Below are 25,395 nucleotides of genomic sequence, written 5' to 3'. Positions count from 1 at the left end.
CGGGCGCTGTCTCCCGACGACAGTGCCCTGCCCCTTCTTCACCCCAGAATTTTACCCTCTAGAGGGACTGAAAAAATGAACGAACTGACCAACTTCGCGAACCCGGTCCAGAAGGCCGAGACTTTCGACCAGATCCAGATCGGCCTCGCCTCGCCAGAGCGCATCCGGTCCTGGTCCTTTGGCGAGATCAAAAAGCCGGAAACCATCAACTATCGCACGTTCAAGCCGGAACGTGACGGCCTGTTCTGTGCCCGCATCTTCGGTCCGATCAAGGATTATGAATGCCTGTGCGGCAAATATAAGCGCATGAAGTATAAGGGCATCGTCTGCGAAAAATGCGGTGTCGAAGTTACCGTGAGCAAGGTGCGCCGCGAGCGCATGGGCCATATCGAACTGGCCGCCCCGGTTGCGCATATCTGGTTCTTGAAGTCGCTGCCCTCGCGCATCGGCCTCCTGCTCGACATGCAGCTCAAGCAGCTTGAGCGCGTTCTGTATTTCGAAAGCTATATCGTCATCGAGCCGGGCCTGACCTCGCTCGACAAATATCAGCTGCTGAACGAAGACGAACTGCTCGACGCGCAGGACCAATATGGCGAAGACGCCTTCTCCGCCGGGATCGGCGCGGAAGCGGTCAAGCAGATGCTGATGGACCTCGACCTGGAAGGCGAAAAGCAGATCCTGCTGGACGAGCTGGCCGTCACCAAGTCGGAGCTGAAGCCCAAGAAGATCATCAAGCGCCTGAAGGTCGTCGAAAGCTTCCTGGAATCGGGCAACCGCCCCGAATGGATGATCCTGGACGTCGTCCCGGTCATTCCGCCAGAACTGCGTCCGCTTGTGCCGCTGGACGGTGGTCGTTTCGCGACGTCGGATCTGAACGATCTCTATCGCCGCGTCATCAACCGGAACAACCGCCTGAAGCGCCTGATGGAACTGCGCGCGCCGGACATCATCGTCCGCAACGAAAAGCGCATGTTGCAGGAAGCCGTCGACGCCCTGTTCGACAATGGCCGTCGCGGCCGCGTCATCACCGGCGCGAACAAGCGTCCTTTGAAGTCGCTGTCCGACATGCTCAAGGGCAAGCAGGGCCGCTTCCGTCAGAACCTGCTCGGCAAGCGCGTCGACTATTCGGGTCGTTCGGTCATCGTGACCGGCCCGGAACTCAAGCTGCACCAGTGTGGCCTGCCCAAGAAGATGGCGCTCGAACTGTTCAAGCCGTTCATCTACGCGCGTCTGGACGCCAAGGGTCTGTCCATGACCCTGAAGCAGGCCAAGAAGTGGGTCGAGAAGGAACGCAAGGAAGTCTGGGACATCCTGGACGAGGTGATCCGCGAGCATCCGGTCATGCTGAACCGCGCGCCCACGCTCCACCGCCTGGGCATCCAGGCGTTCGAACCCGTCCTGATCGAGGGCAAGGCGATCCAGCTGCACCCGCTGGTCTGTTCGGCCTTCAACGCCGACTTCGACGGTGACCAGATGGCCGTCCACGTTCCGCTCTCGCTGGAAGCCCAGCTGGAAGCGCGCGTGCTGATGATGTCCACCAACAACATCCTGTCGCCCGCCAACGGCAAGCCGATCATCGTGCCGTCGCAGGACATGGTGCTGGGCATCTATTATCTGTCGATGGAACGCGAAGGCGAGCCGGGCGAAGGCATGTTGCTGTCGGACATGCAGGAAGTGCATCAGGCCCTCTTCACCAAATCCGTGACGCTGCATTCCAAGGTCATCAGCCGCGTGCCGCAGACCGACGAGGCGGGTAACGCCTATCTCAAGCGCTACGAAACCACGCCGGGCCGTATGTTGCTGGGCGAATGCCTGCCCAAGTCGCACAAGGTGCCCTTCGACGTCGTCAATCGCCTGCTCACCAAGAAGGACGTGGGCGACGTGATCGACGAGGTCTATCGTCATACCGGCCAGAAGGACACGGTTCTGTTCGCCGACGCCATCATGAGCCTGGGCTTCCGTCACGCATTCCAGGCCGGCATCTCGTTCGGCAAGGACGACATGGTGATCCCGGACAGCAAGGAAGGCACCGTCGCCGAAACCAAGGCGCTGGTGGCCGATTACGAGCAGCAATATCAGGACGGCCTGATCACCCAGCAGGAAAAATACAACAAGGTGATCGACGCCTGGAGCCGTTGCGGCGATCAGGTCGCGAACGCCATGATGGACGAGATCAAGGCCCAGCCCAAGGATCCGCAAACCGGTCGCCTCGCGCAGATCAACTCGATCTACATGATGGCGCATTCCGGTGCGCGTGGTTCGCAGGCCCAGATGAAGCAGCTGGCGGGTATGCGCGGCCTGATGGCCAAGCCGTCGGGCGAGATCATCGAAACGCCGATCATCTCGAACTTCAAGGAAGGCCTGACCGTCCTTGAATATTTCAACTCGACCCACGGCGCGCGCAAGGGCCTGGCGGATACGGCGCTCAAGACGGCGAATTCGGGTTACCTGACCCGCCGTCTGGTCGACGTGTCGCAGGACTGCACGATCGTCGAGGAAGATTGCGGCACCGAAAAGGCGCTGGAGATGAAGGCGATCGTCCAGGGCGGCAGCGTCATCGCCTCGCTGGGCGAGCGCATTCTGGGCCGCACCACGGCGCAGGACATCGTCGACAGCAAGGATGGCAGCGTCGTCATCCCGATCGGCACCCTGCTGGACGAACCGATGATCGCGAAGATCGAGGCCATCGGCACCCAGGCGGTCAAGATCCGCAGCCCGCTGATCTGCGAAAGCCGGATGGGCGTTTGCGGCAAATGCTACGGCCGTGACCTGGCCCGCGGTACGCCGGTGAATATCGGCGAAGCGGTCGGCGTCATCGCGGCGCAGTCCATCGGCGAGCCGGGCACGCAGCTCACCATGCGGACCTTCCACATCGGCGGTGCGGCGAATTTCAACGAAACGTCAAACCTGGAATCGATGGCGGACGGCACGATCGAACTGCGCGACATGCCGACCATCACCGACAAGCAGGGCCGTCGCCTGTCGCTCGCCCGCAACGGCGAGATCGCGATCATCGACAGCGAAGGCCGCGAGCGCGAAACCCATCGTCTGCCTTATGGCGCCACCATCCTGTTTGCGGATGGCGACGCGATCAAGAAGGGCGAGCGTTTCGCCGAATGGGACCCGTTCACCATGCCGGTGATCACGGAAAAGCCCGGCATCGTGAAATATGTCGACCTGATCGACAGCAAGACGCTGACCGAGCAGACCGACGAAGCCACCGGCATCGCCCAGCGCGTCGTGACGGAACATCGTGGCGCCGCCCGCACCAAGGAAGACCTTCGCCCGCGCCTCACCCTGTTGGACGACCAGTCCGGCGAAGCCGCTCGCTACATGCTGGCGGTGGGGGCGACCCTGTCGGTCGATGATGGCGCCCAGGTGCAGGCCGGTGACGTGCTGGCGCGTGTCAGCCGTGAAGCGGCCAAGACCCGCGACATCACCGGTGGTCTGCCGCGCGTCGCCGAACTGTTCGAAGCCCGCAAGCCCAAGGACAATGCGATCATTGCCAAGGTGTCGGGCCGCGTCCAGTTCCTGAAGGATTACAAGGCGAAGCGTAAGATCGCCATCAATCCGGAAGATGGCGGCGAGCCGGTCGAATATCTGATCCCCAAGAGCAAGGTGATCGACGTTCAGGAAGGCGATTTCGTCAAGCGCGGCGACAACCTGATCGGCGGTTCGCCCGATCCGCACGACATTCTGGAAGTGCTGGGTATCGAGCCGCTGGCCGAATATCTGGTGGCCGAAATCCAGGAAGTCTATCGCTTGCAGGGTGTGAAGATCAACGACAAGCACATCGAAACGATCGTTCGTCAGATGCTGCAAAAGGTCGAGATCATCGAATCCGGCGACACCACCTTGCTGGTGGGCGAGCAGATCGACCGCGAGGAGATGGACGAGATCAACGCCAAGCTCCAGCCGGGCTTCGCGCCCGCCGCGGGCAAGCCGGTGCTGCTGGGCATCACCAAGGCGTCGCTCCAGACCCGCTCGTTCATCTCGGCGGCGTCCTTCCAAGAAACCACCCGCGTCCTCACGGAAGCGGCGGTACAGGGCAAGAAGGACACGCTGGTCGGTCTCAAGGAAAACGTCATTGTCGGCCGCCTGATCCCGGCGGGCACCGGCGCCGGCATGAACCGCCTGCGCGTAGCCGCCTCGTCGCGTGACGCGGCGCTGCGGGCCGCGCTGCGCGCGTCCAGCCAGGTGGACCTGATCGCACCCAAGTCGGCTGCCGCCGAACGTGCGGCCGAACTGGCGCAGGGTCCAGAAGCGGCGATCGGCAATGATCCGCTGGCCGCTCTTGAAGGCGAAACCCACGGCACCGACGCGGACGCGGGCGATTACCTGCTGAAGAGCGACGGCGAATAAGCCCTTTGAAAGCATGGGAGGCGCTTCCTATATAGGTGGCGGCTCCCATGCCATTCGCTCCCGCAAGGGAGAGAAGCTCATGCCCGCCGGACGCTTCACGCGCTCCGGCGGGCTTTCTTTTTACGGGAAAAAATCGGCAGCCGACTTGCAAAAAAGTGCGTCGATCCGTTTCACAAACCCCTTGACCATCGCCAGAACCGCGCTTATTTGCGGCCTCCCAAGCGAGACACGCGCTTGGCTGATGCCCGATCCTCTAATGGTAAGAGAGCGGACTCTGACTCCGTCAATCAAGGTTCGAGTCCTTGTCGGGCATCCAGAATTTTCCCATCATGATGACCCATTGCCGTCGCAGGCGCGCGCATGGGATTGGCACGCGCCCGTGGCCCCGTGCAGTCCGTGCGCGTTCCATCTGCGGCCGCCCGTTTAGGGAATATCCTTCCTCATCGCGCCGATCATGATGCGCCATACATTGGCGGCGTCGGCCTGATGCGCCGAGAACGGCTCGTCCGGGCTGATATTCTGTATCAGTTCCGCTCCCGCCTCGCTCATCCACGCGCTGGGTTCATGCAGAGCCTCTATCACGGCGAGGGCCTGAGCCATGTAGCCGTGCCACAATAGCCCCCCTTCTACGGCTGTGTCTTCGGTCTTGCCGTCAAGGGCGCACAGGGCGCGGGCGGCGCGTTCGATCGGTGTCATCTTCACAAGGTTGCGGAAGCTTGCGGGTCCGTCAAGCGCCATGCCCGCGCGAATCCTTAATATGCATTTATCCCATGGTGCAGGCGACCGCTTCGGCGACCTTGATGCCATCGATCGCGGCGGACAGGATGCCGCCGGCATAGCCCGCGCCTTCCCCCGCCGGGTAGAGGCCGGTCACGTTGAGGCTCTGGAAATCCTTGCCCCGCGTGATGCGGATGGGCGAGGAGGTGCGCGTTTCCACGCCCGTCATCACCGCATCGGGATGGTCGTAATGGGCGATCTGGCGGCCGAAGGCGGGCATCGCTTCGTGGAAGGCTTCTATCACATAGTCGGGCAGGCAGCGCGCCAGGTCGGTGGGGGTCACGCCCGGCTTGTAGGATGGCACGACATCGCCCAGCTGCGTCGAGGGTCGGCGAGCCAGAAAATCGCCCACGGTCTGCCCCGGCGCCCAGTAGCAAGAGCCGCCCGCAACATAGGCCATCGATTCCCAATGCCGTTGCAGGTCGATCCCGGCCAGCGGCCCGTCGGGATAGTCGCGCGCCGGGTCGATGCCGACGACCAAACCGGAATTGGCGTTGAATTCCGCGCGGCTATATTGGCTCATGCCGTTGGTGACGACGCGCCCTTCTTCCGACGTGGCGGCGACGACGCGGCCGCCCGGACACATGCAGAAGCTGTAGACGGTGCGGCCATTGGCGCAATGATGGGCCAGGCTGTAGGAGGCCGCGCCCAGATCGGGATGCCCGGCGCAATGGCCGTAGCGGGCGCGATCAACCCAGCTTTGTGGATGTTCGATCCGCACGCCGATCGAAAAAGGCTTGGACTCGATATGGACGCCGCGGCCGTGCAGCATCTCGAAGGTCGGCCGGGCGCTGTGTCCGACGGCCAACACGACATGGTCGGTGTCGATCACGCTGCCATCGTGGAGGACGAGGCCGCGCAAGCGCTGTTCGCCCTCGCCGGTGCGTTCCAGCACCAGATCATCCACCCGATGCTGCCAGCGATATTCGCCGCCCAGCGATTCGATCTGCCGCCGCATCGCCTCGACCATGGTGACAAGGCGGAAGGTGCCGATATGGGGATGCGCTTCCCACAGGATGTCGTCGGGCGCACCCGCGGCGACGAATTCCTCCAGCACCTTGCGGCCCAGGAAGCGCGGGTCTTTCACCCGGCAATAGAGTTTGCCGTCAGAGAAGGTGCCTGCCCCGCCCTCGCCGAACTGGACATTGCTGTCCGGGTTCAGCTCGGCGCGGCGCCACAGGCCCCAGGTGTCCTTGGTCCGTTCGCGCACCACCTTGCCGCGATCAAGGATGATCGGACGAAAGCCCATTTGCGCCAGGATCAAGCCCGCGAACAGGCCGCATGGCCCCGCGCCGATAACGACCGGGCGCTTACCCTGCCAGCCGTCGGGCGCGTGGGTGACGAATTTATAGCTGGTGTCGGGCGTAAGCCGGACGTCATGGTCGTCGGCGAAGCGGGCCAGCACGGCGGCTTCGTCCACGACATCGATATCGAGCGTATAGACCAGCAGAATCGCGCTGCGGCGGCGGGCGTCGTTGCCGCGCCGCACCAGGCTGTGGCCGCGCAGTTCGTGCGGGTCCAGGCCAAGGCGGTCGCAGATGGCGGCGGGCATCGCTTCGGCCGGATGGTCGAGGGGCAGTTTCAGGCCGGACAGGCGGATCATGGCATCGCCCATAGTGCGTCGGGACCGGAAATGAAATGGCGGTCAGGCCATCCGCACCTGCCCGACCAGCCATTCCCCCGCCAGAGCGGCCAGCATCGACAGGCCGGTGAGCGGGAAGAATATGCCCAGTCCCAGCATCAGCGCCGCGACCATGCGCCGGGTCGCGGGCGTGGAGGCGGGCGGCGGGTGCAGGCGGCCATGCTTGCGCCGCTTCCACCACAGGATCGGCGCGGTGACGCACAGCGCCAGCAGGCAGAGGCAGCCCGCCAGCATCAGCAGGCGATTGGCCTCGCCATATTGCTGGCCCTGATGGGCGGCGATGCCCCATTCGACCGCTTTCGCCCCCGGACCGAACATGCGCCAGTCGATATCCTGCACAACCGCGCCGCTGGCCGCGTCGATAGTGAGGGCGCGGGCGTCGTCGGCGCGTTGCACCAGGCTCGCGACCAGATAGGGCGCGCCGGGATGGGACGGCAGGATGATCTGATAGCCATGACGCAGCCCGCGCATCGCGGCGATCCGGGCGACCGCATCGACGCCAATGTCGCCAGGCGCGCCCGCCGCGCCGCCGCCTTCGCGCAGGGTCCAGGGGAGCGCGTCCCTGGCCGGGGCGGTCAAGGGGATGACCGCCATTTTCGGGCGGCCCCAGTCGTTGGCGGCGACGACGGCGCGCAATCCCCCGCCCCAGATGTCGGTCCAGGGCATCCCGGTCACCGCGAGGAACAGGATGATCCCCGCCGACAGAAAGCCCAGCGTGCCATGCAGGTCGCGCCAGAACAGCCGCCCGGTCGGTCGGCCTCGTAACGCCAATGCGGGCTGCCCGCGGCGGGGCCAGCGCAGATAGACGCCGGTGACGCACAAGATGATCGCCCAGCCCGCGACGACCTCCACCAACCGGTTGCCGATCGGGCCGGTCAGCGCCAGGCTGTGCAGATCCTTGATCGTCTTCATGACGCCGCCGCGGTGGATCACGCCCAGAATATGGCCGTCAAATGCGTCAACGAGTTGGACAGTTGAATCGCCGTTTTCGGCTTTGGTCGTCACCCGCCAGCTTTCCGTCCGGGCGGCCGGGATCAGCAATTGGGTGACCGGATCGCCCGATATTCGTTGCGTTATCGTAATGATTTGCGAGGGCGGCAGGGTCCGCGCATCCGGCGGCGCGGCGATCCGCACCGGATAGAGCGCCGCCTCCAGCTCCGGCTTGTAGAGATAGAGCGCGCCGGTCACTGCCATCAGCGCCAATATAGGGAGCACGATCAGTCCGGCATAGAAATGCCAGCGCCACATCGCCCGGTAGAATGCGCCTCCCGCCATGGTTCCGCCCTCCATCAGAAGCGCGCGCGCACGCCGCCATAAATGGCGCGGCGTTCGATGGGATAGAAGGCGGCGCTGCCTTCGTCGGCGGTGGTGGCGGCATTGTCCGGCGTGTAGCGGACGAGCGCGCTGATATCGCCGATCGCGCGGCGGGCGGTCAGGTTGCGGGCGTCGAGGAACAGGGTCACGCCATCGCGTAGCTGCGCCTGCGCGCCCAGGTTCAACATCGCATAGCCGCCCACGCGCTTCGTATTGGCATAATCGACCCAGGCGCCCTGCGGCAGCCATTCGACCACGGGCGAGACGGACAGGCGATCCGTGCCTAGCTGGAGTTCCGCACGATAGGCGTGGCGCGGGATCACCGGCAGGCGGTTGTCGCCGAACTGTGCGTCGTCGCGGAATCGGAAGTCGCTATATTGATAGACCTGCCGCAGCGTCGCCCAAGGCGCGAATGCCAGGTCCAGCCCCGCCTCCAACCCCTGGTGCCGGGTGCGATCGGCGTTGAAAGTGGCGGCGGGGATCGTGCCCGGCACCACGCTATATTGCAGCATCTCCCCCCTTATGTCGGCGCGGTAGAGGCTGATATCCCATCGGGCGATGCCCATCGCGCCGCGCGTGCCGACCTCCGCCGTCCACGCCTTTTGCAGGCCGACCGGGGTGAAGCCCGGCACGCCGCCGGCCGGCGTCTGGCTCAATTCGGCATAGCCCGGCATTTCGACCGAGCGGCTGACATTGGCATAGAATTGCAGGGTATCGGCGGGTTGATAGAGCAGGCCCAGTTTCGGCGCGAAGCTGTCGAAACTGGCCTTACCGCTGCGCGCGGGGGCGAAGCGATTGTCGATCTTGCGCTCGCCATGGCTGTGGAGGCCGCCCGCGATCAGCCACAGGCCCGGCAAAGGCGCGACGCGCACCTCGCCATAGCTGTTGATGGTCTGCGCGCTGGGCCGCTGATAGGCGGTGGGCGCGCCGGGCTTGCCGCCAATATTGACGAATTGCCGCGATGTGCCATTGCCGAATCGCGCCTGGCTGCCCAGCGTCAGTTCCACCGGCAGACCGCCCACATCGCCCACCAGGTCGAGGCTGACGAAGCCGCCCCAGACCTGCGACGTCTGGTCGATCACCTGATAGATGGGATGGTCGAGCGATTTCGCGTTGAAGAAGCCGCCGAAGGCCAGTTGGCCGTGCGCCAGATCGACCGTGGTGCGGTTCTGCAAGCGGATCGAATCGATGTTGCGGGCCTGATCGCCGACGACATTGCCTTTGGCCGGATTGGTCAGCGCGTTCTTCTCGCTCAGCGCACCGGCGAGTTTCTGGCAGATCGTCTGGGCGCTGGCATAGAAGCGGGTTTCGATATGGTCGCTGAGCCTCAGCCCGATATTGCCGTTGAAACGCAGCGCCTTACGATCGCCATGGATGCGGTCGCTGTCGGAGCGGTCGGCCGTCAGCGCGGCATAGGCGTCGCCATGATCGTCGGCATAGCCATAGGCGATCTTGCCGCGCAGCGTGTCGAAGCTGCCGCCGTCGATGCGGACTTCCGCGCCGGGCGTATTGCGGCCGGTCGGGGTCACCGCATTGATCGCCCCGCCCAGCGTCGACCCGCCGTAACGCAGCGCATTGCCGCCGCGATAGACCTCGATATGCTGGAAAACCTGCGGGTCCAGTTCCTGGAAATCGCCATTATCGTCGGCGCTATTGATCGGCACGCCATCCTGCAACAGCGTCAGCCCGCGCATATGATAGCCGCGCGACAGGCCCGACCCGCGGATCGATATCCGCACCTCCTGCCCGAAACGCGGCTGCGTATAGACGCCGGGCGAAAAGGCGAGCGCATCGCGCAGGGAGACGGCGAGTTTGTTTTCGAACGCTTCCGCGGCAACGACATCGACGCCACCGGGGGTGCGCTGCACGCGGGCAGCGGCGGCTTCGACAGCGGGACTGGCGGTGACGATGATGGCGCTGTGGTCGGCTTCGTCGGCGAAGGCCGGGGCGGCGGAGAGGGCAAGAATGAGGGCGCACAGCGGCAGGCTGCGCATGGCGTGGATGTGACGCATGGAACGACTTTCTGAAAACGGGTAATGCAGGATCGGCGCGCGGGCGCGACGATCAGGTCATGCCACTTCAGGACCGTTGATCAGGCGCTTCGCGAAGAGAGCCGCGCTTTTCGTCAAGAAAAGGACGGGGCTTCGACAGGCTCAGCCCGAACGGTGAGAGGTGGCGATAGCGTTCAGAAAGTCGTGGGCGGCCCTGATGAGGGCGGCGGCGGCGCGGCGAGGCGGGTGATGACGCCGGTCTTGAGCGCGAAGGCGATTGGGCCGAAGGCGATCTGCCAGGCCGGGAGCGACAGGTCGGCGACGACGAGCGGCGGCACGAGCGGCTGGACCGAGGCGGCGAAGGGGCAATGCTGCTGCCCGGTCATGCCATCGTCCGGCTGGCCTTGCTTGCCCGGCGCTTCCCCGCGCGGGACCACGACATTGACCGCACCCTGCCCGGTGCAAAGCGTCACCACGACGCCCGTTGCGGTGCGAACCGGCATGAAGCCGGCGGGCGCGATCAACTGGATGGCGAGGACGAGGAGCGCCAGTGCGGCCAACAGCCCGCGCGCCCTTTCCGATTGTCTGATCGCCCCCATCATGGCGCTTCCCTAGCGGCGACGGGGCGTTCTGTCATCCGGTCAAAAGGTCCAACCTGTCCATTCACTCACCTTGACGTAAACGTAAAGCTCGATTACATCTTTCGGCATGAACAACCGCAGCAGCATCGCCGGCATCGAACTGCCCGACCATAGCGAACGGCAGAGCTACAGCATCACCGACCTGTCCGAAGAGTTCGGCGTGACCGCGCGCGCGCTGCGCTTCTATGAGGATGAGGGGCTGATCTCGCCGGAACGGCAGGGGCTGGCCCGCATCTATTCGCGGCGCGACCGCGCCCGGCTCGCCTGGATTTTGCGCGGCAAGCGCGTCGGTTTCAGCCTGACCGAAATCCGCGAGATGATCGATCTCTACGACGCCGACGAAGAGCATGAGGCCCAGCGTCGCGTCACCGTGGACAAATGCAAGGCGCGAATCGACCTTTTGACCCGGCAGAAAGAAGATATCGACGCCGCCATCGCCGAACTGGACGCCTTCGTCGCGACCATCGAACAGCGCTAATTCCCTCCCCTACCCTTCAATAAAAATATCGCAGGAGAAGATCATGCCCAGCTATGCCGCCCCCGTTCGCGACACCCGTTTCGTGCTGGACCATGTGGTCGGGCTGGACCGCTACGCCAATCTGCCCGGCTTCGAGAACGCCACCCCAGACCTGGTCGAGGCGATCCTGACCGAAGGCGGCAAGATGGCGGCCGAAGTGCTGTTCCCGCTGAACGCGGTGGGCGACAAGGAAGGCTGCACCCGGCATCCGGACGGCAGCGTGACGACGCCGACCGGCTTCAAGGCGGCGTTCGACCAGTTCGTCGCGGGCGGATGGACGACGATCCACGGCCCGGCGGAATTTGGCGGCCAGGGCCTGCCCAGCGTGCTGGCGACGGCGGTGGACGAATATGTGCTGTCGGCCAACCAGGCGTTTGAAATGTATCACGGCCTGACCGCCGGCGCGGTCGCGGCGCTGATCGCCAAGGGCAGCGCCGAATTGCAGCAGCGCTATATTCCCAAGATGGTGTCGGGCGAATGGACCGGCACGATGAACCTGACCGAACCGCATTGCGGCACGGACCTGGGCCTCATCAAGACCAAGGCGGTACCACAGGCCGATGGCAGCTACAGCATCACCGGCACAAAGATCTTCATTTCGGCGGGCGAACATGACCTGTCGGAAAATATCATCCACCTGGTCCTGGCCAAAACGCCCGACGCGCCCGAAGGCAGCAAGGGTATTTCGCTGTTCGTCGTGCCCAAGCTGTTCGTCGATGACGACGGGACAGTGGGCGACCGCAACGCCGTGTCCTGCGGGTCGATCGAGCATAAGATGGGCATTCACGGCAACGCCACCTGCGTCATGAATTATGACGGCGCGACCGGCTGGATCGTGGGCGAGGAGAATAAGGGCCTGGCCGCGATGTTCATCATGATGAACGCCGCGCGGCTGGGCGTGGGCCTGCAGGGGCTGGGCCAGGCGGAGATCGCGTTCCAGAATGCGGTCCATTATGCGAAGGATCGCCGTCAGGGCCGGGCGCTGACCGGGCCGAAGGAGCCGAACGAGAAGGCCGACACGCTGTTCGTCCATCCCGACGTGCGCCGGATGCTGATGGAGGCCAAGGCGATCACCGAAGGATTGCGCGCCTTCATCCTGTGGGGCGCATTGCAGGTCGACCTGTCGCACCATGCCGCCACCCCCGAAGAGCGGCAGAGCGCCGACGATCTCATCACCCTGCTGACCCCGGTGATCAAGGGCTATGGCACCGACAAGGGCTTCGACGTGGCGGTCGCCTGCCAGCAGGTGTTCGGCGGCCATGGCTATATCTGGGAAAATGGCGTGGAACAGTATGTCCGCGACGCCCGTATCGCCCAGATTTACGAAGGCACCAATGGCGTGCAGGCGATGGACCTGGTCGGCCGCAAGCTGCCGATGAACGGCGGGCGGGCGCTCCAGGCGTTCCTGAAGATCGTGGCGGACGAAGTGGCCGACGCGAAGGGGCATGAGAAGCTGAGCAGCTTTGCCGAGGCGCTGGAAAAGGCGAGCGGCCAGTTGGGCGCGGCGACCATGTGGCTGATGCAGAATGCGATGAAGAACCCCGACCATGCCGGGGCGGGCGCGCATCATTATATGCACATCATGGGCATCGTCGCGACCGGCCTGATGTGGCTGCGCATGAGCAAGGCGGCGGTGACGCTGCTGGAAGCGGGCGAAGGGGACGCGCAGTATCTGGAAGCCAAGCTGGTGACGGCGCGCTTCTATGCGGAACGGATCATGCCCGATGCAGGGTCGCTGCGTCGCAAGATTGAGGGCGGCGCCGATGCGCTTATGGCGCTCGATCCAGACATGTTCCTGGCCGCCTGACCCGGCGCGACCAGTATCAGACGAAAAAAGGGCGGCCCATCGGTCGCCCTTTTTGCGTCAGGCTGCGAGCGGGATCGGGGTCACATCGTCCTCGACCGGCGTCTGCGCCTTGGCGAGGCCGGCCATATAGCGTTCGCCGATGACGACGTCACGGCGATAGGCGAAATAAAGCGACAGCAGGGAAAACATCGTGGAGCCTCGATTGATAGATTTTGCTGCGTTGCAACATCAAGGTTCATCTGGGCTTCCGGTCGCGCTTTCGCAAATGCAATGCGGGTCGAGGCGATTGCAGTTAATGTAAGTCGGCGTAGCGGGTTGGTCTGGTAGCGACCGAGGACGTGTCCCACTCCCGCTGGCGGGGGCATGGCCGTAAACCACCCATCCTCCCCTCCCCGTGCAACAACCGACCCTAGCCATCGTCCCCCGCCCCCGTTAGCATCCGCCCATGCCAGCCCCCGACATCGCCGCGCCTTCGCCCCCTTCCTCCGCCCGCACCCTGGGCCTGGCCGCCTGCATTGCGCTGGTCATGGGCAATATGATCGGGTCGGGCGTGTTCCTGCTGCCCGCGGCGCTCGCGCCGTTCGGCTGGGATGCGGTGGCGGGGTGGGTCTTCACCATCGCTGGGTCGCTGGTGCTGGCCTTCGTCATCGCCCGGATGACCGTCGCCATGCCCGACGCCAATGCATCGCAGATGATCGCGCGCGCCTATGGCCCGCTGGCGGGCTTTGCGATCGGCTGGATCTACTGGGTGTCGATCATCATCACCAACGTCACCATCGCGGTGGCGGCGACCGCGAACCTGAGCAGCGTGCTGCCTGCGCTCGCTGCGCCGGGTATGGGCGCAATCTGCTCGATCGCCTTCCTCTGGGCGATGACCGGCATCAACCTGATCGGCGCGCGGGCGGCGGGCATGACGCAGATCGCCACCACCTGCGTCAAGCTGATCCCCATCATCGTCGTCATGGTGTTGCTGGTGCTGATCCTCTCCAGCGGCGAGGCGCAGGTCGCGCCTTTTCCCGCGCAAGGCCTGACCGGCGCGGGGATCACCGCGTCGGCGGCGTTGACCCTGTGGGCGTTGCTGGGGTTCGAATCCGCCAGCGTCGCAGCCGACAAGGTGCGCGATCCTGCGCGCACCATCCCGCGCGCGACATTGATCGGCACGGCGGGGACGGGGCTGATATACCTGCTGGTCTGTTCAGGCATCGCGCTCACGCTGCCAGCGGCGGAAACGCAGACCGGGTCGCCCTTCGCCGCGTTCGTCAGCCATTATTGGTCGGCGGGACCAGCGCGCTACATCGCGATCTTCGTGGTCGTCAGTTGCCTGGGCGCGCTCAATGGCTGGACTTTGCTTCAGGGCGAAGTCCCTTTGGCGATGGCGCGGGCGGGCGAATTGCCGCGCTGGCTGGCTGGCACCGACGCCAAAGGGACGCCGGTGCGCGGGTTGATCCTGTCCACGACATTGGCCAGCCTGTTGCTGGTCGCCAATAGTTTGCAGGGGCTGGTGGCGCTGTTCACGGCGATGGCGCTGCTGGCGACATCGGCGACCTTGTGGCTCTATGTCGGGTGCGCGTTGGCGAGCCTGCGTTTCCGGCTGGTGGCGCCGGCGGCGGTCATCGGGCTTGGCTATGCGCTCTGGACGCTGTGGGGCGCGGGACTGGCGGCCAGCGGGTCGAGCGTCTTGCTGATGGCGGCCGGCCTGCCCTTCTACTGGTGGGCGCGGCGGGAGCGACGGTCCTTGTAAGACATCCGTTCGGTTCGCGCTTGTCGAGACCCATTCTCGATACGCCTTCTCGACAGGCTCGAAGGCTACTCGAATCGAACGGCATCTTTTTTAAGGATCAATCCGCCCACAAATCCTTGAGTTTGGAGAAGAAGCCGCTGACCTGCGGACATTCCTCGCCGGTTTCGGTCTCGCGGAAGGCTTCAAGCAGTTCCTTCTGCTTCGCGGTCAGGCGGGTCGGCGTCTCGACGTCGATCTGGACGACCAGATCGCCCTGACCCCGGCCGTTCAGCACCGGCATACCGCCGCCACGCTGGCGAATCTGCTTGCCCGACTGAATGCCGCTGGGAATCTTGATCTCATGCCGCAGGCCGTCCAGGCCCGGCACTTCAATCGATCCCCCCAGCGCCGCCGTCGTGAAGCTGACCGGCGCGCGACAGAACAACGTCGTGCCGTCGCGTTCGAACAGGCCGTGCCGCTTCACATGCAGGAAGATATAGAGGTCACCCGCCGGTGCGCCGCGCGCGCCAGCCTCGCCCTCGCCCGACAGGCGAATGCGCGTGCCTTCGTCAACACCGGCCGGGATATTGACCGACAGACTCTTGGGCTTGTCCACCCGGCCTTCGCCCCGGCAGGAGCGGCACGGGCTTTCGATCACCTGACCTGCGCCATGGCAGGACGGACAGGTGCGTTCGACCACGAAAAAGCCCTGCTGCGCGCGGACCTGGCCATGGCCCTTGCACGTGCCGCAGCTCTTGACCCCGGTGCCGGGCTGCGCGCCCGATCCCTCGCAACTATCGCAGGCCGTGGACACCTCGATCTCGATCTCTGTCTTCTTGCCATGATAGGCTTCGTCCAGCGTGATCTCCATGTCGTAGCGCAGGTCCGCGCCGCGACGATTGGCCTGACGCCCGCCACCCTGCCCGCCAAAGCCGGACTGGCCGAAAATGGTTTCGAAAATATCGCCCAAGTCGGAAAAGCCGCCTGCGCCGCCGCCGTGAAAACCGCCGCCGCCGCCCTGCTGTTGCTGGGTGTAGGCCGCATGGCCGAACCGGTCATAGGCCGCGCGCTTTTGCGGATCTTTCAGGCAGTCGTAAGCCGCCGACACGGCCTTGAACTTCGCTTCGCTGTCGGTGCATCCCCCGGTCTTGTCCGGGTGATATTTCATCGCCATTTTGCGATAGGCGCTTTTGATGGCGCCTCCGTCAGCCGTGCGCTCGATTTCGAGCAACTCGTAATAATCAACTTCGGTCGTCATAGAGGCTCCCGCCCGCTTCGCCCGTCACCCCGGTTCGTACCGGCATGACGGGCGATGGGCATAGATTATGCCTTGTTGTTTTCGTCGACTTCCGAGAATTCGGCGTCAACGACATCATCGTCAGCCTTAGGCGCATCCGCACCCGGAGCAGCGGCCGAAGCCTGCTCCTTCTCGTAGATCGCCTGGCCCAGCTTCATCGCGACGGTCGCGAGTTCCTGCGCCTTGGCTTTCATCGCTTCGGGCTCGCCGCCCTCGATCGCCGCCTTGGTGTCGGCGATCGCGGTTTCGATCTCGCCCTTCAGGCTGGCGTCGACCTTGTCGCCATGTTCGGCCAGCTGCGCTTCGGTCGTGTGGACCAGGCTCTCGGCGTTGTTCTTCGCCTCGGCCGCCTCGCGACGCTTCTTGTCGTCCTCGGCGAAACGCTCGGCATCCTTGACCATCTGGTCGATGTCGGAATCGCTGAGGCCACCCGACGCCTGGATGCGGATCTGCTGTTCCTTGCCGGTGCCCTTGTCCTTGGCCGACACATTGACCAGGCCGTTGGCGTCGATGTCGAACGTGACTTCGATCTGCGGCACGCCCCGCGGCGCCGGCGGGATGCCGAGCAGGTCGAACTGGCCCAGGATCTTGTTGTCCGCCGCCATTTCCCGCTCACCCTGGAACACGCGGATCGTCACCGCCTGCTGATTGTCGTCGGCGGTCGAATAGACCTGCGACTTTTTGGCGGGGATCGTCGTGTTGCGGTCGATCATACGGGTGAACACGCCACCGAGCGTCTCGATGCCCAGCGACAGCGGCGTCACATCGAGCAGCAGCACGTCCTTGACGTCGCCCTGCAACACGCCCGCCTGGATCGCCGCGCCCATGGCGACGACTTCGTCGGGGTTCACGCCGGTATGCGGTTCCTTGCCGAAGAACTCCTTCACGGCTTCGCGCACCTTGGGCATCCGGGTCATGCCGCCCACCAGCACCACTTCGCTGATCTCGCTCGCCGAAACGCCCGCGTCGGCCATCGCCTTCTTGCACGGTTCCATGGTCCGCTTGATGAGGTCGGCGACCATACGCTCCAGATCGGCGCGGGTGATCGTCTTGACCAGATGCTTGGGACCATTTTGGTCGGCGGTGATGAAAGGCAGGTTGACTTCGGTCGACTGGGCCGACGATAGTTCGATCTTCGCCTTTTCCGCGGCTTCCTTCAGACGCTGGAGGGCCAGCTTGTCCTTTGTCAGATCGATGCTCTCGGTCTTCTTGAAGTCGTCGGCCAGGAACTGCACGACCTTGGCGTCGAAATCCTCGCCGCCAAGGAAGGTGTCGCCATTGGTCGACTTCACTTCGAACACGCCGTCGCCGATCTCCAGGATCGAGATGTCGAACGTGCCGCCGCCAAGGTCATAGACCGCGATCGTCTTGCCGTCCTGCTTGTCCAGCCCGTATGCAAGGGCGGCCGCGGTCGGCTCATTAATGATGCGCAGGACTTCGAGGCCCGCAATCTGGCCGGCGTCCTTGGTCGCCTGACGCTGGGCGTCGTTGAAATAGGCGGGAACGGTGATGACCGCCTGCGTGACCGTTTCGCCCAGATAGGATTCGGCGGTTTCCTTCATCTTCTGCAGGATGAACGCGCTGATCTGCGACGGGCTGTAATCCTCGCCACCGGCCTTGACCCAGGCGTCGCCATTCGGACCCTTGGCGATGTCATAGGGGACGAGTTCCATGTCCTTCTTGGTCATGGGATCGTCGAAGCGGCGGCCGATCAGGCGCTTCACCGCGAAAATCGTGTTGTCGCCATTGGTGACAGCCTGGCGCTTGGCCGGCTGACCGATCAGGCGCTCGCCATCCTTGGCGAAGGCGACGATCGAGGGCGTGGTGCGCGCACCTTCTGCATTTTCGATGACCTTGGGCTTGCCGCCGTCCATGACGGCGATGCAGCTGTTGGTGGTGCCAAGGTCGATACCGATTACTTTTGCCATTGTGTCCTCTTTGAACCCCAAATTCTATTCAGCGGTTGACGGCCCAATACCTCACATAAGCGCCAAGGCAAGGCCGGTTTGCAGGTGGGATATAGGCGCGCTTTCGCTTGGCACAAGAAGTTGTGACGATTACCTATGCGGGCGACCGGAAACGAGACAGTCATGGAGCATCCAATGCGCGCGCCCCTTATCCTCTTCGCCCTTGCCGCACCGATGCTGCTCAGCGCCTGCGGCGATCCTGCCCCCAGCTATATCGACCAGGCCTGGGTGCGGCTGTCGCCCAATAAGGACACGCCCTCGGCCGGCTATTTCGTTATCCATGGCGGCGACGCGGGCACGCAGCTGCGCGGCGTGCTGACCGACTATGCGCTCAAGGTCGAAATGCATGAGAGTATCGACAAGGACGGGATGATGACGATGCAGGCGGTCGACAAGGTCGACGTGCCGCCCAAGGCAACGGTCGCCTTCGCGCCTGGGGCTAAACATCTGATGCTGTGGGGCGTCAACGATACGGCGATCAGCCGGGGCAAGATGCAGCTCACCTTCCTGATGGGCAATGGCGACCGGCTGCTGGTGGACGCGGTGATCCGCAAGCCCGAAGCGGCGGGTGCGACCGCCGCCGCCAAGTCGGAGGGGCACGAGGGCCATTGACCAGCCGCGCGCTGACAACGCAGGAGGTTGCGCTGGCGCGCGGCATGTTCGGCGGGGCGATCGATTATAGTCGGGTGCGAGCGCATGAGCGCAAATGGTGGCCGCTCCAGCCCAAAGGGGTGACGATGGCGCCGGATGGCGACCTGTGGTTTCATCCTGACGGCGGGTTGTTCTGCGCGGATTTTTGCGACGGGCCGCTGCATTTGCAGGGGCATTTCATCCACGAAATGACCCATGTTTGGCAGGCGCAGCGTTCGGGAAAGTGGTGGCTGCCGCTGATGCGGCATCCCTTCTGCCGCTATGGTTATGATGTGGTGCCGGGACGACCGTTCGACCGCTATGGCATAGAGCAGCAGGCGGAGATCGTGCGGCACGCCTTTCTGTTGCGGCGGGGTGTCGCGGTGGTGGGGAAACCGGGGCTAGAGGTTTATGAGGGGCTGCTGCCCTTTGGTTAAGACGGTTACCAATATTTGGTAGCATCGCGTCATGAGCAGCAAGACCACCTCCATCGCGCCGGGCGATCGCTTCCGCGAATTTGCCGCGCGCAAGGTCAGCGAAGGCCGTTACGGAAGATTTCGTTTCCGACGTCTTTTTGGCGGCTAAAAGACATGCCCGATGATGGGTCGGATCATCCGCATGGCCATGATAGCGTGGACATTGTGTGCGTATTCCATCAGCGGATGGATGCTGCCGCAAAGTTCTGATGCCTGATGCGATACAGAAAGGGCGGACCTTCCGGCCCGCCCTATTCCGCATTCACACCAGATCGCGGCCTTTAATATACGCGCGCCTTGGGCTTCACATATTCCGCTTCGTCGGTCATCGTATAGTCGTGGACCGGGCGATAATCGAGCGTCACCTTGCCGCCCGAACCGCCCCAGCCTTCGAACCAGCTGATGGTGTGCTTCATCCAGTTTTCGTCGTCGCGGTTGGGGAAATCCTCATGCGCGTGAGCGCCGCGCGATTCCTTGCGCGCTTCGGCGCCTTCCATCGTGCAGATCGCCTGGCACATCAGATTGTCCAGCTCCAGCGTCTCGATGAGGTCGGTGTTCCAGATCAGCGAGCGATCCGAAACCTTGACGTCCTGCAACCGCTTGTTGACGGCCTGCATCTGGATAACGCCTTCGGACAGAAGCGCGCTGTCGCGGAACACGGCGGCGTGCTTCTGCATGGTGCGCTGCATGTCCAGGCGGATGTCCGCCGTCGGCGTGCTGCCCTTGGCGTTTCGATAATGGTCGAGACGCGAGAGCGCCAGGTCCGCGGCATCGGCCGGCAGCGCCTTGTGCGGCGCGTTGGGCTTGAGATTGTCCTTGAGGAACAAGCCCGTAGCACGGCCGAACACGACTAGGTCGATGAGGCTGTTGGAGCCAAGGCGGTTGGCGCCATGGACCGACACGCAGGCCGCTTCGCCGACCGCGAACAGGCCTTTCACGATCACTTCGGGATCGTCGCCCACCTTGGTCACGACCTGACCATGATAATTGCAGGGGATGCCGCCCATATTATAATGGACGGTCGGCGTCACGGGCAGCGGCTGGCGGGTCAGGTCGACGCCCGCGAAAATCTTGCCGCTTTCGGTGATGCCCGGCAGGCGTTCGGCCAGCACCTTGGGATCGATATGGTCGAGGTGCAGGAAGATATGATCCTTATGCTCGCCCACGCCGCGCCCTTCGCGCATTTCCATCGCCATCGAGCGGGACACGACGTCGCGCGACGCCAGATCCTTGGCCGAGGGGGCATAGCGTTCCATGAAACGCTCGCCTTCGGAGTTGGTGAGGTAGCCACCCTCGCCGCGCGCGCCTTCGGTGATGAGCACGCCCGCGCCGTAGATGCCGGTCGGGTGGAACTGCACGAACTCCAGATCCTGAAGCGGCAGGCCCGCGCGCAGCACCATGCCGCCGCCGTCGCCGGTGCAGCTATGCGCCGAGGTGGCGGAAAAATAGGCGCGGCCATAGCCGCCCGTCGCCAGCACGACCGCATGGCTGCGGAAGCGATGGATTGAGCCATCCTCCATGCAGATGGCGATGACGCCGCGACATTCGCCATTTTCCATGATGAGGTCGATGGCGAAATATTCGATGTAAAAGTCCGCGTCATATTTCAGCGACTGCTGATAGAGCGCGTGCAGCATGGCGTGGCCGGTGCGGTCGGCAGCGGCGCAGGTGCGCTGCACCGGCGGGCCGGCGCCCATATTCTGCATATGGCCGCCGAAGGGCCGCTGGTAGATGGTCCCGTCCTCGTTGCGGCTGAACGGCACGCCGGCATGTTCCAGTTCGATCACGGCCGCCGGCGCTTCGCGCACCATATATTCGATCGCGTCCTGGTCGCCCAGCCAGTCGGACCCCTTGACGGTGTCGTACATGTGCCAGGTCCAGTGGTCGGGACTGTTATTGCCCAGCGACGCGGCGATGCCGCCCTGCGCCGCGACGGTGTGGCTGCGTGTCGGGAACAGCTTGGTGATGCAGGCGGTCTTGAGGCCCGCCTCGGCGCTGCCCATGGTCGCGCGCAGGCCGGAGCCGCCCGCGCCCACGACAACCGTGTCGTAGGTGTGGTCGATGATCTTATAGGCTTCGGTCATGGCTTGACGACCCCAATGAAGGCGATCTTGGCGATCGCGAAGACGCCCGCGGCCGCGCCGCCAAAGGCATAGAAATTCAGGACGAGCATGGAGAAGAAGGCCAGACCCTTGTCATGGACATAATCCTCCAGCATCACCTGCATCCCCAGGCGCAGGTGCATGAAAATGCTGACGACCATCAGCATCAACGGCACCGCGACCACCGGGTTGGCGATCCAGCCGACGACGCTTTCATAATCCAGGCCGGGCAGGCTGAGCAGGCTGAACAGCAGCCACAGCGTCAGCAGCAGGTTGCCGACGGCGGTGTAGCGCTGAGCCAGCCAATGATGCGCGCCGTGACGGGCCGAGCCCAGGCCGCGGACGCGACCGATACCAGTACCGTTGCCCATCAGAGCGCCTTTCCGAAGATGGTGAGCCAGACGAGGCCGGTCACGAGCAGCGATGCGATGAAGGTCGCGATCGACCACAACTTGTTGTTCTTCAGTTCGTAACCCGCGCCCATGTCGAGCACGAAGTGCCGCAGGCCAGAGAAGAGATGCTGGAAGAAGAACCAGCTAAGGCCGATCATCACCAGATAGCCGATCGGCGAAGTGGCGCACTTCACGAAGGTCGCATAAGCCTCCGGCCCGGTAGCGGCGGCCATCAGCCACCAGATGAGGCCGAGTGCGCCGGCGGTAGCCAAGCCATTGCCCGTTACGCGGTGCATGATGGAGACGGCCATGGCCGGTCCCCATTTCCAGATCGTCAAATGCGGCGAGAGCGGCCGGCTGTTGGATCGCGCCATGTCTACCCTAGTCCCTGATACGTGTCCCTGAGTCCGCCCCCCTTAGGTGCGATACGCCAAGAGGGCAAGAAGCGGAAAGCGGGAGATTGCCGCTACCCCTTTGGCCATGTCGGCCAGCCGGGCATATGGTCAGGCATAAGAAGTGATTAACCAACGCGCGCTAAAAGGACGAACACGCACCGATCACGTCATCAGCAGGGACCGTCCTTCATGCCGTCCAATCTTCCTTCCGCCGCCGCCACATCGGATTTTCTGGCGGAGGTCGATCCCACCGGCGACATCGCCCGCGCCGCGCGCGAAGTGGGCGAATTGATCGGCGACGATCTGGGCAGCGTCGGCGCCGCCTTCTTCACCAGTTATATGCGTGAAACGGGGCTTCAGGACCGGCTGGGCAGCGCCGTCATCGCGCGAATCGAGCGCGAAGCCGACACCTATGTCCGCGAAAAGCTGATGCATTTCGCCGAAGGGCGCTGGGCGCGGTCGGCTTCCGATTGCGTGCGCCACGCCCGCAAGCACGACGTGTCAGTGCGCGCGGTTCTGAGCGCCGTCGCCGCCGCCAACGAGCGCATCACCGACATCATCTGGGAACGCTGCCATGATGACGGGCCGCGTTGCCGCCGACTGCTGCGCATGATGTTGCAGATCGCGATGATCGATTCGGGTTTCATGAGCAATGTGCTGGCCACCGACCAGGCCGAAGCGCAGCGCGCCGAGCGCCAGCGTTACGGCACCCTGTTCGAACAGCGCATCGTGGGCGAGATCGACGGCGCGTCCAAACTGGGCGAATCGCTGCGCGAACAGGCCAAGGACGCCTCCGCCGCCACGCGGGGCATGTTGGGCAAGGCGTCCGAAGTCGCCGCCGCCGCCGAACAATCGGCGCTGGCCATGCGCGAGGCCGCCCGCACGTCGGCCGGCCTGATCCGCGCGATCGAGGACGCCCGCACCGAAGTCGAGAGCGCGGCCGAGGTCGCCCAGCGCGCATCCGCCCAGTCAGGTGACGCGGTGTCCATGTCCTCCACCCTGTCCGACCATGCCAAGTCGATCGAATCGATCCTGGGCCTGATCCGCGACATTGCAGGGCAAACCAACCTGCTCGCCCTGAACGCCACGATCGAGGCCGCCCGCGCCGGGGACGCCGGGCGCGGCTTCGCCGTCGTCGCGCAGGAAGTGAAAAGCCTGGCCAACCAGACCGCCCGCGCCACCGACGAGATCGCTGGCAAGATCGCCGACATCCAGGCGTCGACCCGCCAGTCGGTCGAAACCAACGAGCGTATCCGCGATACGGTGGGCGAGGTGCAAGCCAGCGCCGAACGCATCCGCCACGCCATGGATGCGCAGGCGCAGACCGTCACTATGATCACCGCCGCAGTCGATGAAACCGCGCTGGCCGCCGATTCGATGTCGACCACCATTTCGGCGATCCGCCAGGACACCGAAGTCGTGGCGTCGGAAATCGACCAGTTGGAACGCGGCTTCGTCAGCGTCGAGGGCAAGCTCGCCAGCCTGCGCCATGCCTCGTCCGATTTCGGCCGCCAGGTGGCCTGAGCGGCTCTCTCAAGCGCCTATCTCCGTTCGAAACGAACGGATGGCTTGTGCCACCCTGTAGCCCGTCTTCCCCTGCCCCGCCCGCTGGTCTAAAGGCGGCGGGATGAACGATGTCGCCAAGCCAGTCCAAAGCTGGAAAGTCACCCTGCCCTGCACCCGCGCCGAAGCGGAGGCGCTGGACGGGGACATCGCCGCCTTCACCATGATGGAGCAGCCGCCGGTGCTGATGACCAGCGAGGCGACGCCCGATGACGAGGATGCCTGGCGCCTAGACGCCTATTTCGAGGGCAAGCCCAGCGTGGCAGCGATCAAGCTGCTCAAGACGCTGGTGCCCAGCGCCAGCCGCGCCAAGCCCATTGTAGAGGCGCTGCCTGACGAGGATTGGGTGACGCTGAGCCAGCAGGGGCTGGAACCGGTGACCGCCGGCCGCTTCCATGTCCGCAACATCGCCACCGATCCCGAACTGCCCGACCATATCAATCTGCTGATCGAGGCAGGTCGCGCCTTCGGCACCGGACAGCATGAAACGACCGCGGGCTGCCTCGCCATGCTCGACCGGATGCGCCGGGTGGGGATGCGTTTTGCCCATGTCGCCGATATCGGCACTGGCACCGGCCTGCTCGCCTTCGCGGCGCTCAACCTGTGGCCCCGCGCCCATGCGATCGCGTCGGACATCGACGCCGTCGCGGTGGAGATCAGCGCCGACAATGCGCGCGCCAATGGCGTGACGCTGGGCGACGGACCGGGTCGGCTGGCGCTAGTGACGGCGGCGGGCGGCAACCATCCCGCGCTGATCGGCCGGGCGCCCTATGACCTGCTGATCGCCAATATCCTGGCCGGGCCGCTGATCGAACTGGCGCCAACGCTGTGCGCCCTCGTCGAGGATGGCGGCACGATCGTCCTGGCGGGCCTGCTGAACGAACAGGCGGACGCGGTAATCGCGGCCTATCGCACGCAAGGGATGCGGCTCGCCGAACGCAGCGACCGGGGCGAATGGCCTACGCTGCGCCTGCGCAAGCGGCCCAGTATCGGCTGGAAGCGGCCCCGTCGCATCAATGCCGCCGCGCGCGGCGAAGCCCCCGGCTTCGGCAGCATCTGACCTTTAACGGAGGTATCGTCCATGAGCATCACCCGCACCGTCATCGTTCAGGACATGGCCGGCGACCCCTTCGAGCATGTCGCCGTCGCAGACGAAGCCGTCGGCCCGCGTCCCGGCATCCTGCTCTTCCCCAACATACTGGGCACGAAGGAGGCCGACTTCGCCTATGCCGAGAAGGTCGCGGCGCTCGGTTACGCCGTACTGGTCGCCGACGTCTTTGGCCAGGGCAAGCGCACCACCCGTGCCGACCCCGATGCCGGGCGCTACATGGCGCCGCTGAACGCCGACCGCGCCTTGCTGCGCGACCGGGTGAACGGCGCGCATGATGTGCTCAAGGGGCTGGCGGACGTCGATGCAGAGAGGACGGCGGCGATCGGCTTCTGCTTTGGCGGCAAATGCGTGCTCGATCTTGCTCGCTCCGGCGCGGACATTAGCGGCGGCGTCAGCTTCCATGGGGTCTATGACCCGGTGCCCTTCCCCAACGCGCCGATCACCGCCAAATTGCTGGTCTGCCACGGCTGGGACGACCCGATCGCGCCGCCAGAGGCGACCGCGGGTCTGGCCCGCGAACTGACCGACGCAGGCTGCGACTGGCAGATTCACGCCTATGGCGGCACCGGCCACGCCTTCACCGACGAGGGCGTCAATATGCCGGAAAAGGGGCTGGCCTATAGCCCAAGCGCCGACCGGCGCAGCTTCCGCGCGATGACGGATTTCCTGGGCGACCTGTTCGGATAAAAGC

20 protein-coding genes and 1 tRNA gene are annotated in these 25,395 nt (G+C 64.5%); 10 read left to right on the top strand and 11 right to left on the bottom strand.

Annotated elements, in window-relative coordinates; genetic code table 11:
- Positions 1-75 precede the first annotated feature (75 nt).
- Both rpoC and EWH12_RS04905 read left to right on the top strand, forming a co-directional pair.
- Positions 76-4,362 carry a DNA-directed RNA polymerase subunit beta' gene (gene rpoC / locus EWH12_RS04910; protein ID WP_066604414.1) on the top strand — a complete coding sequence of 1,429 codons (4,287 nt, stop codon included), beginning with the start codon at positions 76-78 and terminating at the stop codon, positions 4,360-4,362.
- Positions 4,363-4,604: 242 nt separating this feature from the next.
- Positions 4,605-4,678: transfer RNA gene (locus EWH12_RS04905), tRNA-Gln, on the top strand.
- A 107-nt stretch (positions 4,679-4,785) separates the two neighbouring features.
- On the opposite strand, the gene EWH12_RS04900 is transcribed toward EWH12_RS04905, so the two are convergent.
- From EWH12_RS04900 to EWH12_RS04880, 5 genes are all read right to left on the bottom strand, one after another.
- Positions 4,786-5,100 carry a hypothetical protein gene (locus tag EWH12_RS04900; RefSeq protein WP_242495956.1) on the bottom strand — a complete coding sequence of 105 codons (315 nt, stop codon included), beginning with the start codon at positions 5,098-5,100 and terminating at the stop codon, positions 4,786-4,788.
- A 25-nt stretch (positions 5,101-5,125) separates the two neighbouring features.
- A complete protein-coding gene (locus EWH12_RS04895) occupies positions 5,126-6,742 on the bottom strand; it encodes an NAD(P)/FAD-dependent oxidoreductase (protein WP_129925894.1) in 1,617 nt (538 codons plus the stop codon).
- 42 nt (positions 6,743-6,784) lie between these two features.
- The gene (locus tag EWH12_RS04890; RefSeq protein ID WP_242495955.1) at positions 6,785-8,056 is read right to left on the bottom strand and encodes a PepSY-associated TM helix domain-containing protein; all 1,272 of its coding nucleotides are present in this window, start codon (positions 8,054-8,056) and stop codon (positions 6,785-6,787) included.
- A gap of 14 nt (positions 8,057-8,070) precedes the next feature.
- Entirely contained in the window at positions 8,071-10,107 is a 2,037-nt protein-coding gene (locus tag EWH12_RS04885; RefSeq protein ID WP_129925893.1) for a TonB-dependent receptor family protein, read from the bottom strand.
- A gap of 173 nt (positions 10,108-10,280) precedes the next feature.
- Entirely contained in the window at positions 10,281-10,688 is a 408-nt protein-coding gene (locus EWH12_RS04880) for a DUF2946 family protein (protein WP_129925892.1), read from the bottom strand.
- A 106-nt stretch (positions 10,689-10,794) separates the two neighbouring features.
- On the opposite strand from EWH12_RS04880, the gene EWH12_RS04875 reads away from it, so the two are divergent.
- Positions 10,795-11,205 (top strand): MerR family transcriptional regulator, encoded by a 411-nt coding sequence (locus EWH12_RS04875; RefSeq protein WP_066604422.1) that lies wholly within the window; start codon positions 10,795-10,797, stop codon positions 11,203-11,205.
- Between the two features lie 43 nt (positions 11,206-11,248).
- Positions 11,249-13,051: an acyl-CoA dehydrogenase C-terminal domain-containing protein gene (locus EWH12_RS04870; RefSeq protein WP_129925891.1), complete on the top strand. Its 1,803-nt coding sequence runs from the start codon at positions 11,249-11,251 to the stop codon at positions 13,049-13,051.
- Between the two features lie 57 nt (positions 13,052-13,108).
- Here EWH12_RS04870 and EWH12_RS22875 read toward each other — a convergent pair whose 3' ends face one another.
- Entirely contained in the window at positions 13,109-13,240 is a 132-nt protein-coding gene (locus EWH12_RS22875) for a hypothetical protein (RefSeq protein WP_269076438.1), read from the bottom strand.
- A 256-nt stretch (positions 13,241-13,496) separates the two neighbouring features.
- Between EWH12_RS22875 and EWH12_RS04865 the strand changes: the two genes are divergently transcribed.
- Positions 13,497-14,792 carry an amino acid permease gene (locus EWH12_RS04865; protein ID WP_129925890.1) on the top strand — a complete coding sequence of 432 codons (1,296 nt, stop codon included), beginning with the start codon at positions 13,497-13,499 and terminating at the stop codon, positions 14,790-14,792.
- 97 nt (positions 14,793-14,889) lie between these two features.
- Here EWH12_RS04865 and dnaJ read toward each other — a convergent pair whose 3' ends face one another.
- Together dnaJ and dnaK are read right to left on the bottom strand one after the other, a co-directional pair.
- On the bottom strand, positions 14,890-16,029 hold the full coding sequence (gene dnaJ / locus EWH12_RS04860) for a molecular chaperone DnaJ (protein WP_066604429.1): 1,140 nt from the start codon (positions 16,027-16,029) through the stop codon (positions 14,890-14,892).
- Between the two features lie 65 nt (positions 16,030-16,094).
- On the bottom strand, positions 16,095-17,996 hold the full coding sequence (gene dnaK / locus EWH12_RS04855) for a molecular chaperone DnaK (RefSeq protein WP_066604431.1): 1,902 nt from the start codon (positions 17,994-17,996) through the stop codon (positions 16,095-16,097).
- Between the two features lie 174 nt (positions 17,997-18,170).
- Here dnaK and EWH12_RS04850 point away from each other — a divergent pair, with 174 nt between their 5' ends.
- Both EWH12_RS04850 and EWH12_RS04845 read left to right on the top strand, forming a co-directional pair.
- The gene (locus EWH12_RS04850) at positions 18,171-18,647 is read left to right on the top strand and encodes a copper chaperone PCu(A)C (protein ID WP_129925889.1); all 477 of its coding nucleotides are present in this window, start codon (positions 18,171-18,173) and stop codon (positions 18,645-18,647) included.
- Positions 18,644-19,102 carry a vgr related protein gene (locus EWH12_RS04845; protein ID WP_066604434.1) on the top strand — a complete coding sequence of 153 codons (459 nt, stop codon included), beginning with the start codon at positions 18,644-18,646 and terminating at the stop codon, positions 19,100-19,102. Before EWH12_RS04850 ends, EWH12_RS04845 begins: the two co-directional genes overlap by 4 nt.
- A gap of 320 nt (positions 19,103-19,422) precedes the next feature.
- On the opposite strand, the gene sdhA is transcribed toward EWH12_RS04845, so the two are convergent.
- From sdhA to sdhC, 3 genes are read right to left on the bottom strand one after another with little or no spacing between them, the layout of a single operon-like run.
- Positions 19,423-21,225 carry a succinate dehydrogenase flavoprotein subunit gene (sdhA, locus tag EWH12_RS04840; RefSeq protein ID WP_066604435.1) on the bottom strand — a complete coding sequence of 601 codons (1,803 nt, stop codon included), beginning with the start codon at positions 21,223-21,225 and terminating at the stop codon, positions 19,423-19,425.
- A complete protein-coding gene (sdhD, locus tag EWH12_RS04835; protein ID WP_066604441.1) occupies positions 21,222-21,614 on the bottom strand; it encodes a succinate dehydrogenase, hydrophobic membrane anchor protein in 393 nt (130 codons plus the stop codon). Before sdhD ends, sdhA begins: the two co-directional genes overlap by 4 nt.
- Entirely contained in the window at positions 21,614-22,009 is a 396-nt protein-coding gene (gene sdhC, locus EWH12_RS04830) for a succinate dehydrogenase, cytochrome b556 subunit (protein ID WP_066604444.1), read from the bottom strand. Before sdhC ends, sdhD begins: the two co-directional genes overlap by 1 nt.
- A gap of 210 nt (positions 22,010-22,219) precedes the next feature.
- Here sdhC and EWH12_RS04825 point away from each other — a divergent pair, with 210 nt between their 5' ends.
- The 3 genes from EWH12_RS04825 (at position 22,220) to EWH12_RS04815 (ending at position 25,391) form a co-directional block, all read left to right on the top strand.
- Positions 22,220-23,554: a methyl-accepting chemotaxis protein gene (locus tag EWH12_RS04825; protein WP_066604446.1), complete on the top strand. Its 1,335-nt coding sequence runs from the start codon at positions 22,220-22,222 to the stop codon at positions 23,552-23,554.
- A 103-nt stretch (positions 23,555-23,657) separates the two neighbouring features.
- Positions 23,658-24,653 (top strand): 50S ribosomal protein L11 methyltransferase, encoded by a 996-nt coding sequence (locus tag EWH12_RS04820; RefSeq protein WP_129925888.1) that lies wholly within the window; start codon positions 23,658-23,660, stop codon positions 24,651-24,653.
- 21 nt (positions 24,654-24,674) lie between these two features.
- Positions 24,675-25,391, top strand: coding sequence for a dienelactone hydrolase family protein (locus tag EWH12_RS04815; protein WP_129925887.1), 717 nt, complete (start codon positions 24,675-24,677; stop codon positions 25,389-25,391).
- Positions 25,392-25,395 lie beyond the last annotated feature (4 nt).

The sequence above is a fragment of the Sphingobium cupriresistens genome (genome assembly GCF_004152865.1).
GTDB classification, from domain to species: domain Bacteria; phylum Pseudomonadota; class Alphaproteobacteria; order Sphingomonadales; family Sphingomonadaceae; genus Sphingobium; species Sphingobium cupriresistens.
Note: the sequence above shows the minus strand (reverse complement) of the source record. Positions and strands in the feature narration are given on the sequence as shown.

Bases quoted from the DNA above. Each gene is read 5' to 3' on its own strand.
- EWH12_RS04825 (WP_066604446.1), top strand. From the start codon at position 22,220: ATGCCGTCCAATCTTCCTTCCGCCGCCGCCACATCGGATTTTCTGGCG.
- sdhD (WP_066604441.1), bottom strand. From the start codon at position 21,614: ATGGGCAACGGTACTGGTATCGGTCGCGTCCGCGGCCTGGGCTCGGCC.
- EWH12_RS22875 (WP_269076438.1), bottom strand. From the start codon at position 13,240: ATGTTTTCCCTGCTGTCGCTTTATTTCGCCTATCGCCGTGACGTCGTC.
- dnaJ (WP_066604429.1), bottom strand. From the start codon at position 16,029: ATGACGACCGAAGTTGATTATTACGAGTTGCTCGAAATCGAGCGCACG.
- EWH12_RS04895 (WP_129925894.1), bottom strand. From the start codon at position 6,742: ATGATCCGCCTGTCCGGCCTGAAACTGCCCCTCGACCATCCGGCCGAA.
- EWH12_RS04890 (WP_242495955.1), bottom strand. From the start codon at position 8,056: ATGGCGGGAGGCGCATTCTACCGGGCGATGTGGCGCTGGCATTTCTAT.
- rpoC (WP_066604414.1), top strand. From the start codon at position 76: ATGAACGAACTGACCAACTTCGCGAACCCGGTCCAGAAGGCCGAGACT.
- EWH12_RS04885 (WP_129925893.1), bottom strand. From the start codon at position 10,107: ATGCGTCACATCCACGCCATGCGCAGCCTGCCGCTGTGCGCCCTCATT.
- sdhA (WP_066604435.1), bottom strand. From the start codon at position 21,225: ATGACCGAAGCCTATAAGATCATCGACCACACCTACGACACGGTTGTC.
- EWH12_RS04850 (WP_129925889.1), top strand. From the start codon at position 18,171: ATGCGCGCGCCCCTTATCCTCTTCGCCCTTGCCGCACCGATGCTGCTC.
- sdhC (WP_066604444.1), bottom strand. From the start codon at position 22,009: ATGGCGCGATCCAACAGCCGGCCGCTCTCGCCGCATTTGACGATCTGG.
- EWH12_RS04875 (WP_066604422.1), top strand. From the start codon at position 10,795: ATGAACAACCGCAGCAGCATCGCCGGCATCGAACTGCCCGACCATAGC.
- dnaK (WP_066604431.1), bottom strand. From the start codon at position 17,996: ATGGCAAAAGTAATCGGTATCGACCTTGGCACCACCAACAGCTGCATC.
- EWH12_RS04865 (WP_129925890.1), top strand. From the start codon at position 13,497: ATGCCAGCCCCCGACATCGCCGCGCCTTCGCCCCCTTCCTCCGCCCGC.
- EWH12_RS04815 (WP_129925887.1), top strand. From the start codon at position 24,675: ATGAGCATCACCCGCACCGTCATCGTTCAGGACATGGCCGGCGACCCC.
- EWH12_RS04880 (WP_129925892.1), bottom strand. From the start codon at position 10,688: ATGATGGGGGCGATCAGACAATCGGAAAGGGCGCGCGGGCTGTTGGCC.
- EWH12_RS04870 (WP_129925891.1), top strand. From the start codon at position 11,249: ATGCCCAGCTATGCCGCCCCCGTTCGCGACACCCGTTTCGTGCTGGAC.
- EWH12_RS04820 (WP_129925888.1), top strand. From the start codon at position 23,658: ATGAACGATGTCGCCAAGCCAGTCCAAAGCTGGAAAGTCACCCTGCCC.
- EWH12_RS04900 (WP_242495956.1), bottom strand. From the start codon at position 5,100: ATGGCGCTTGACGGACCCGCAAGCTTCCGCAACCTTGTGAAGATGACA.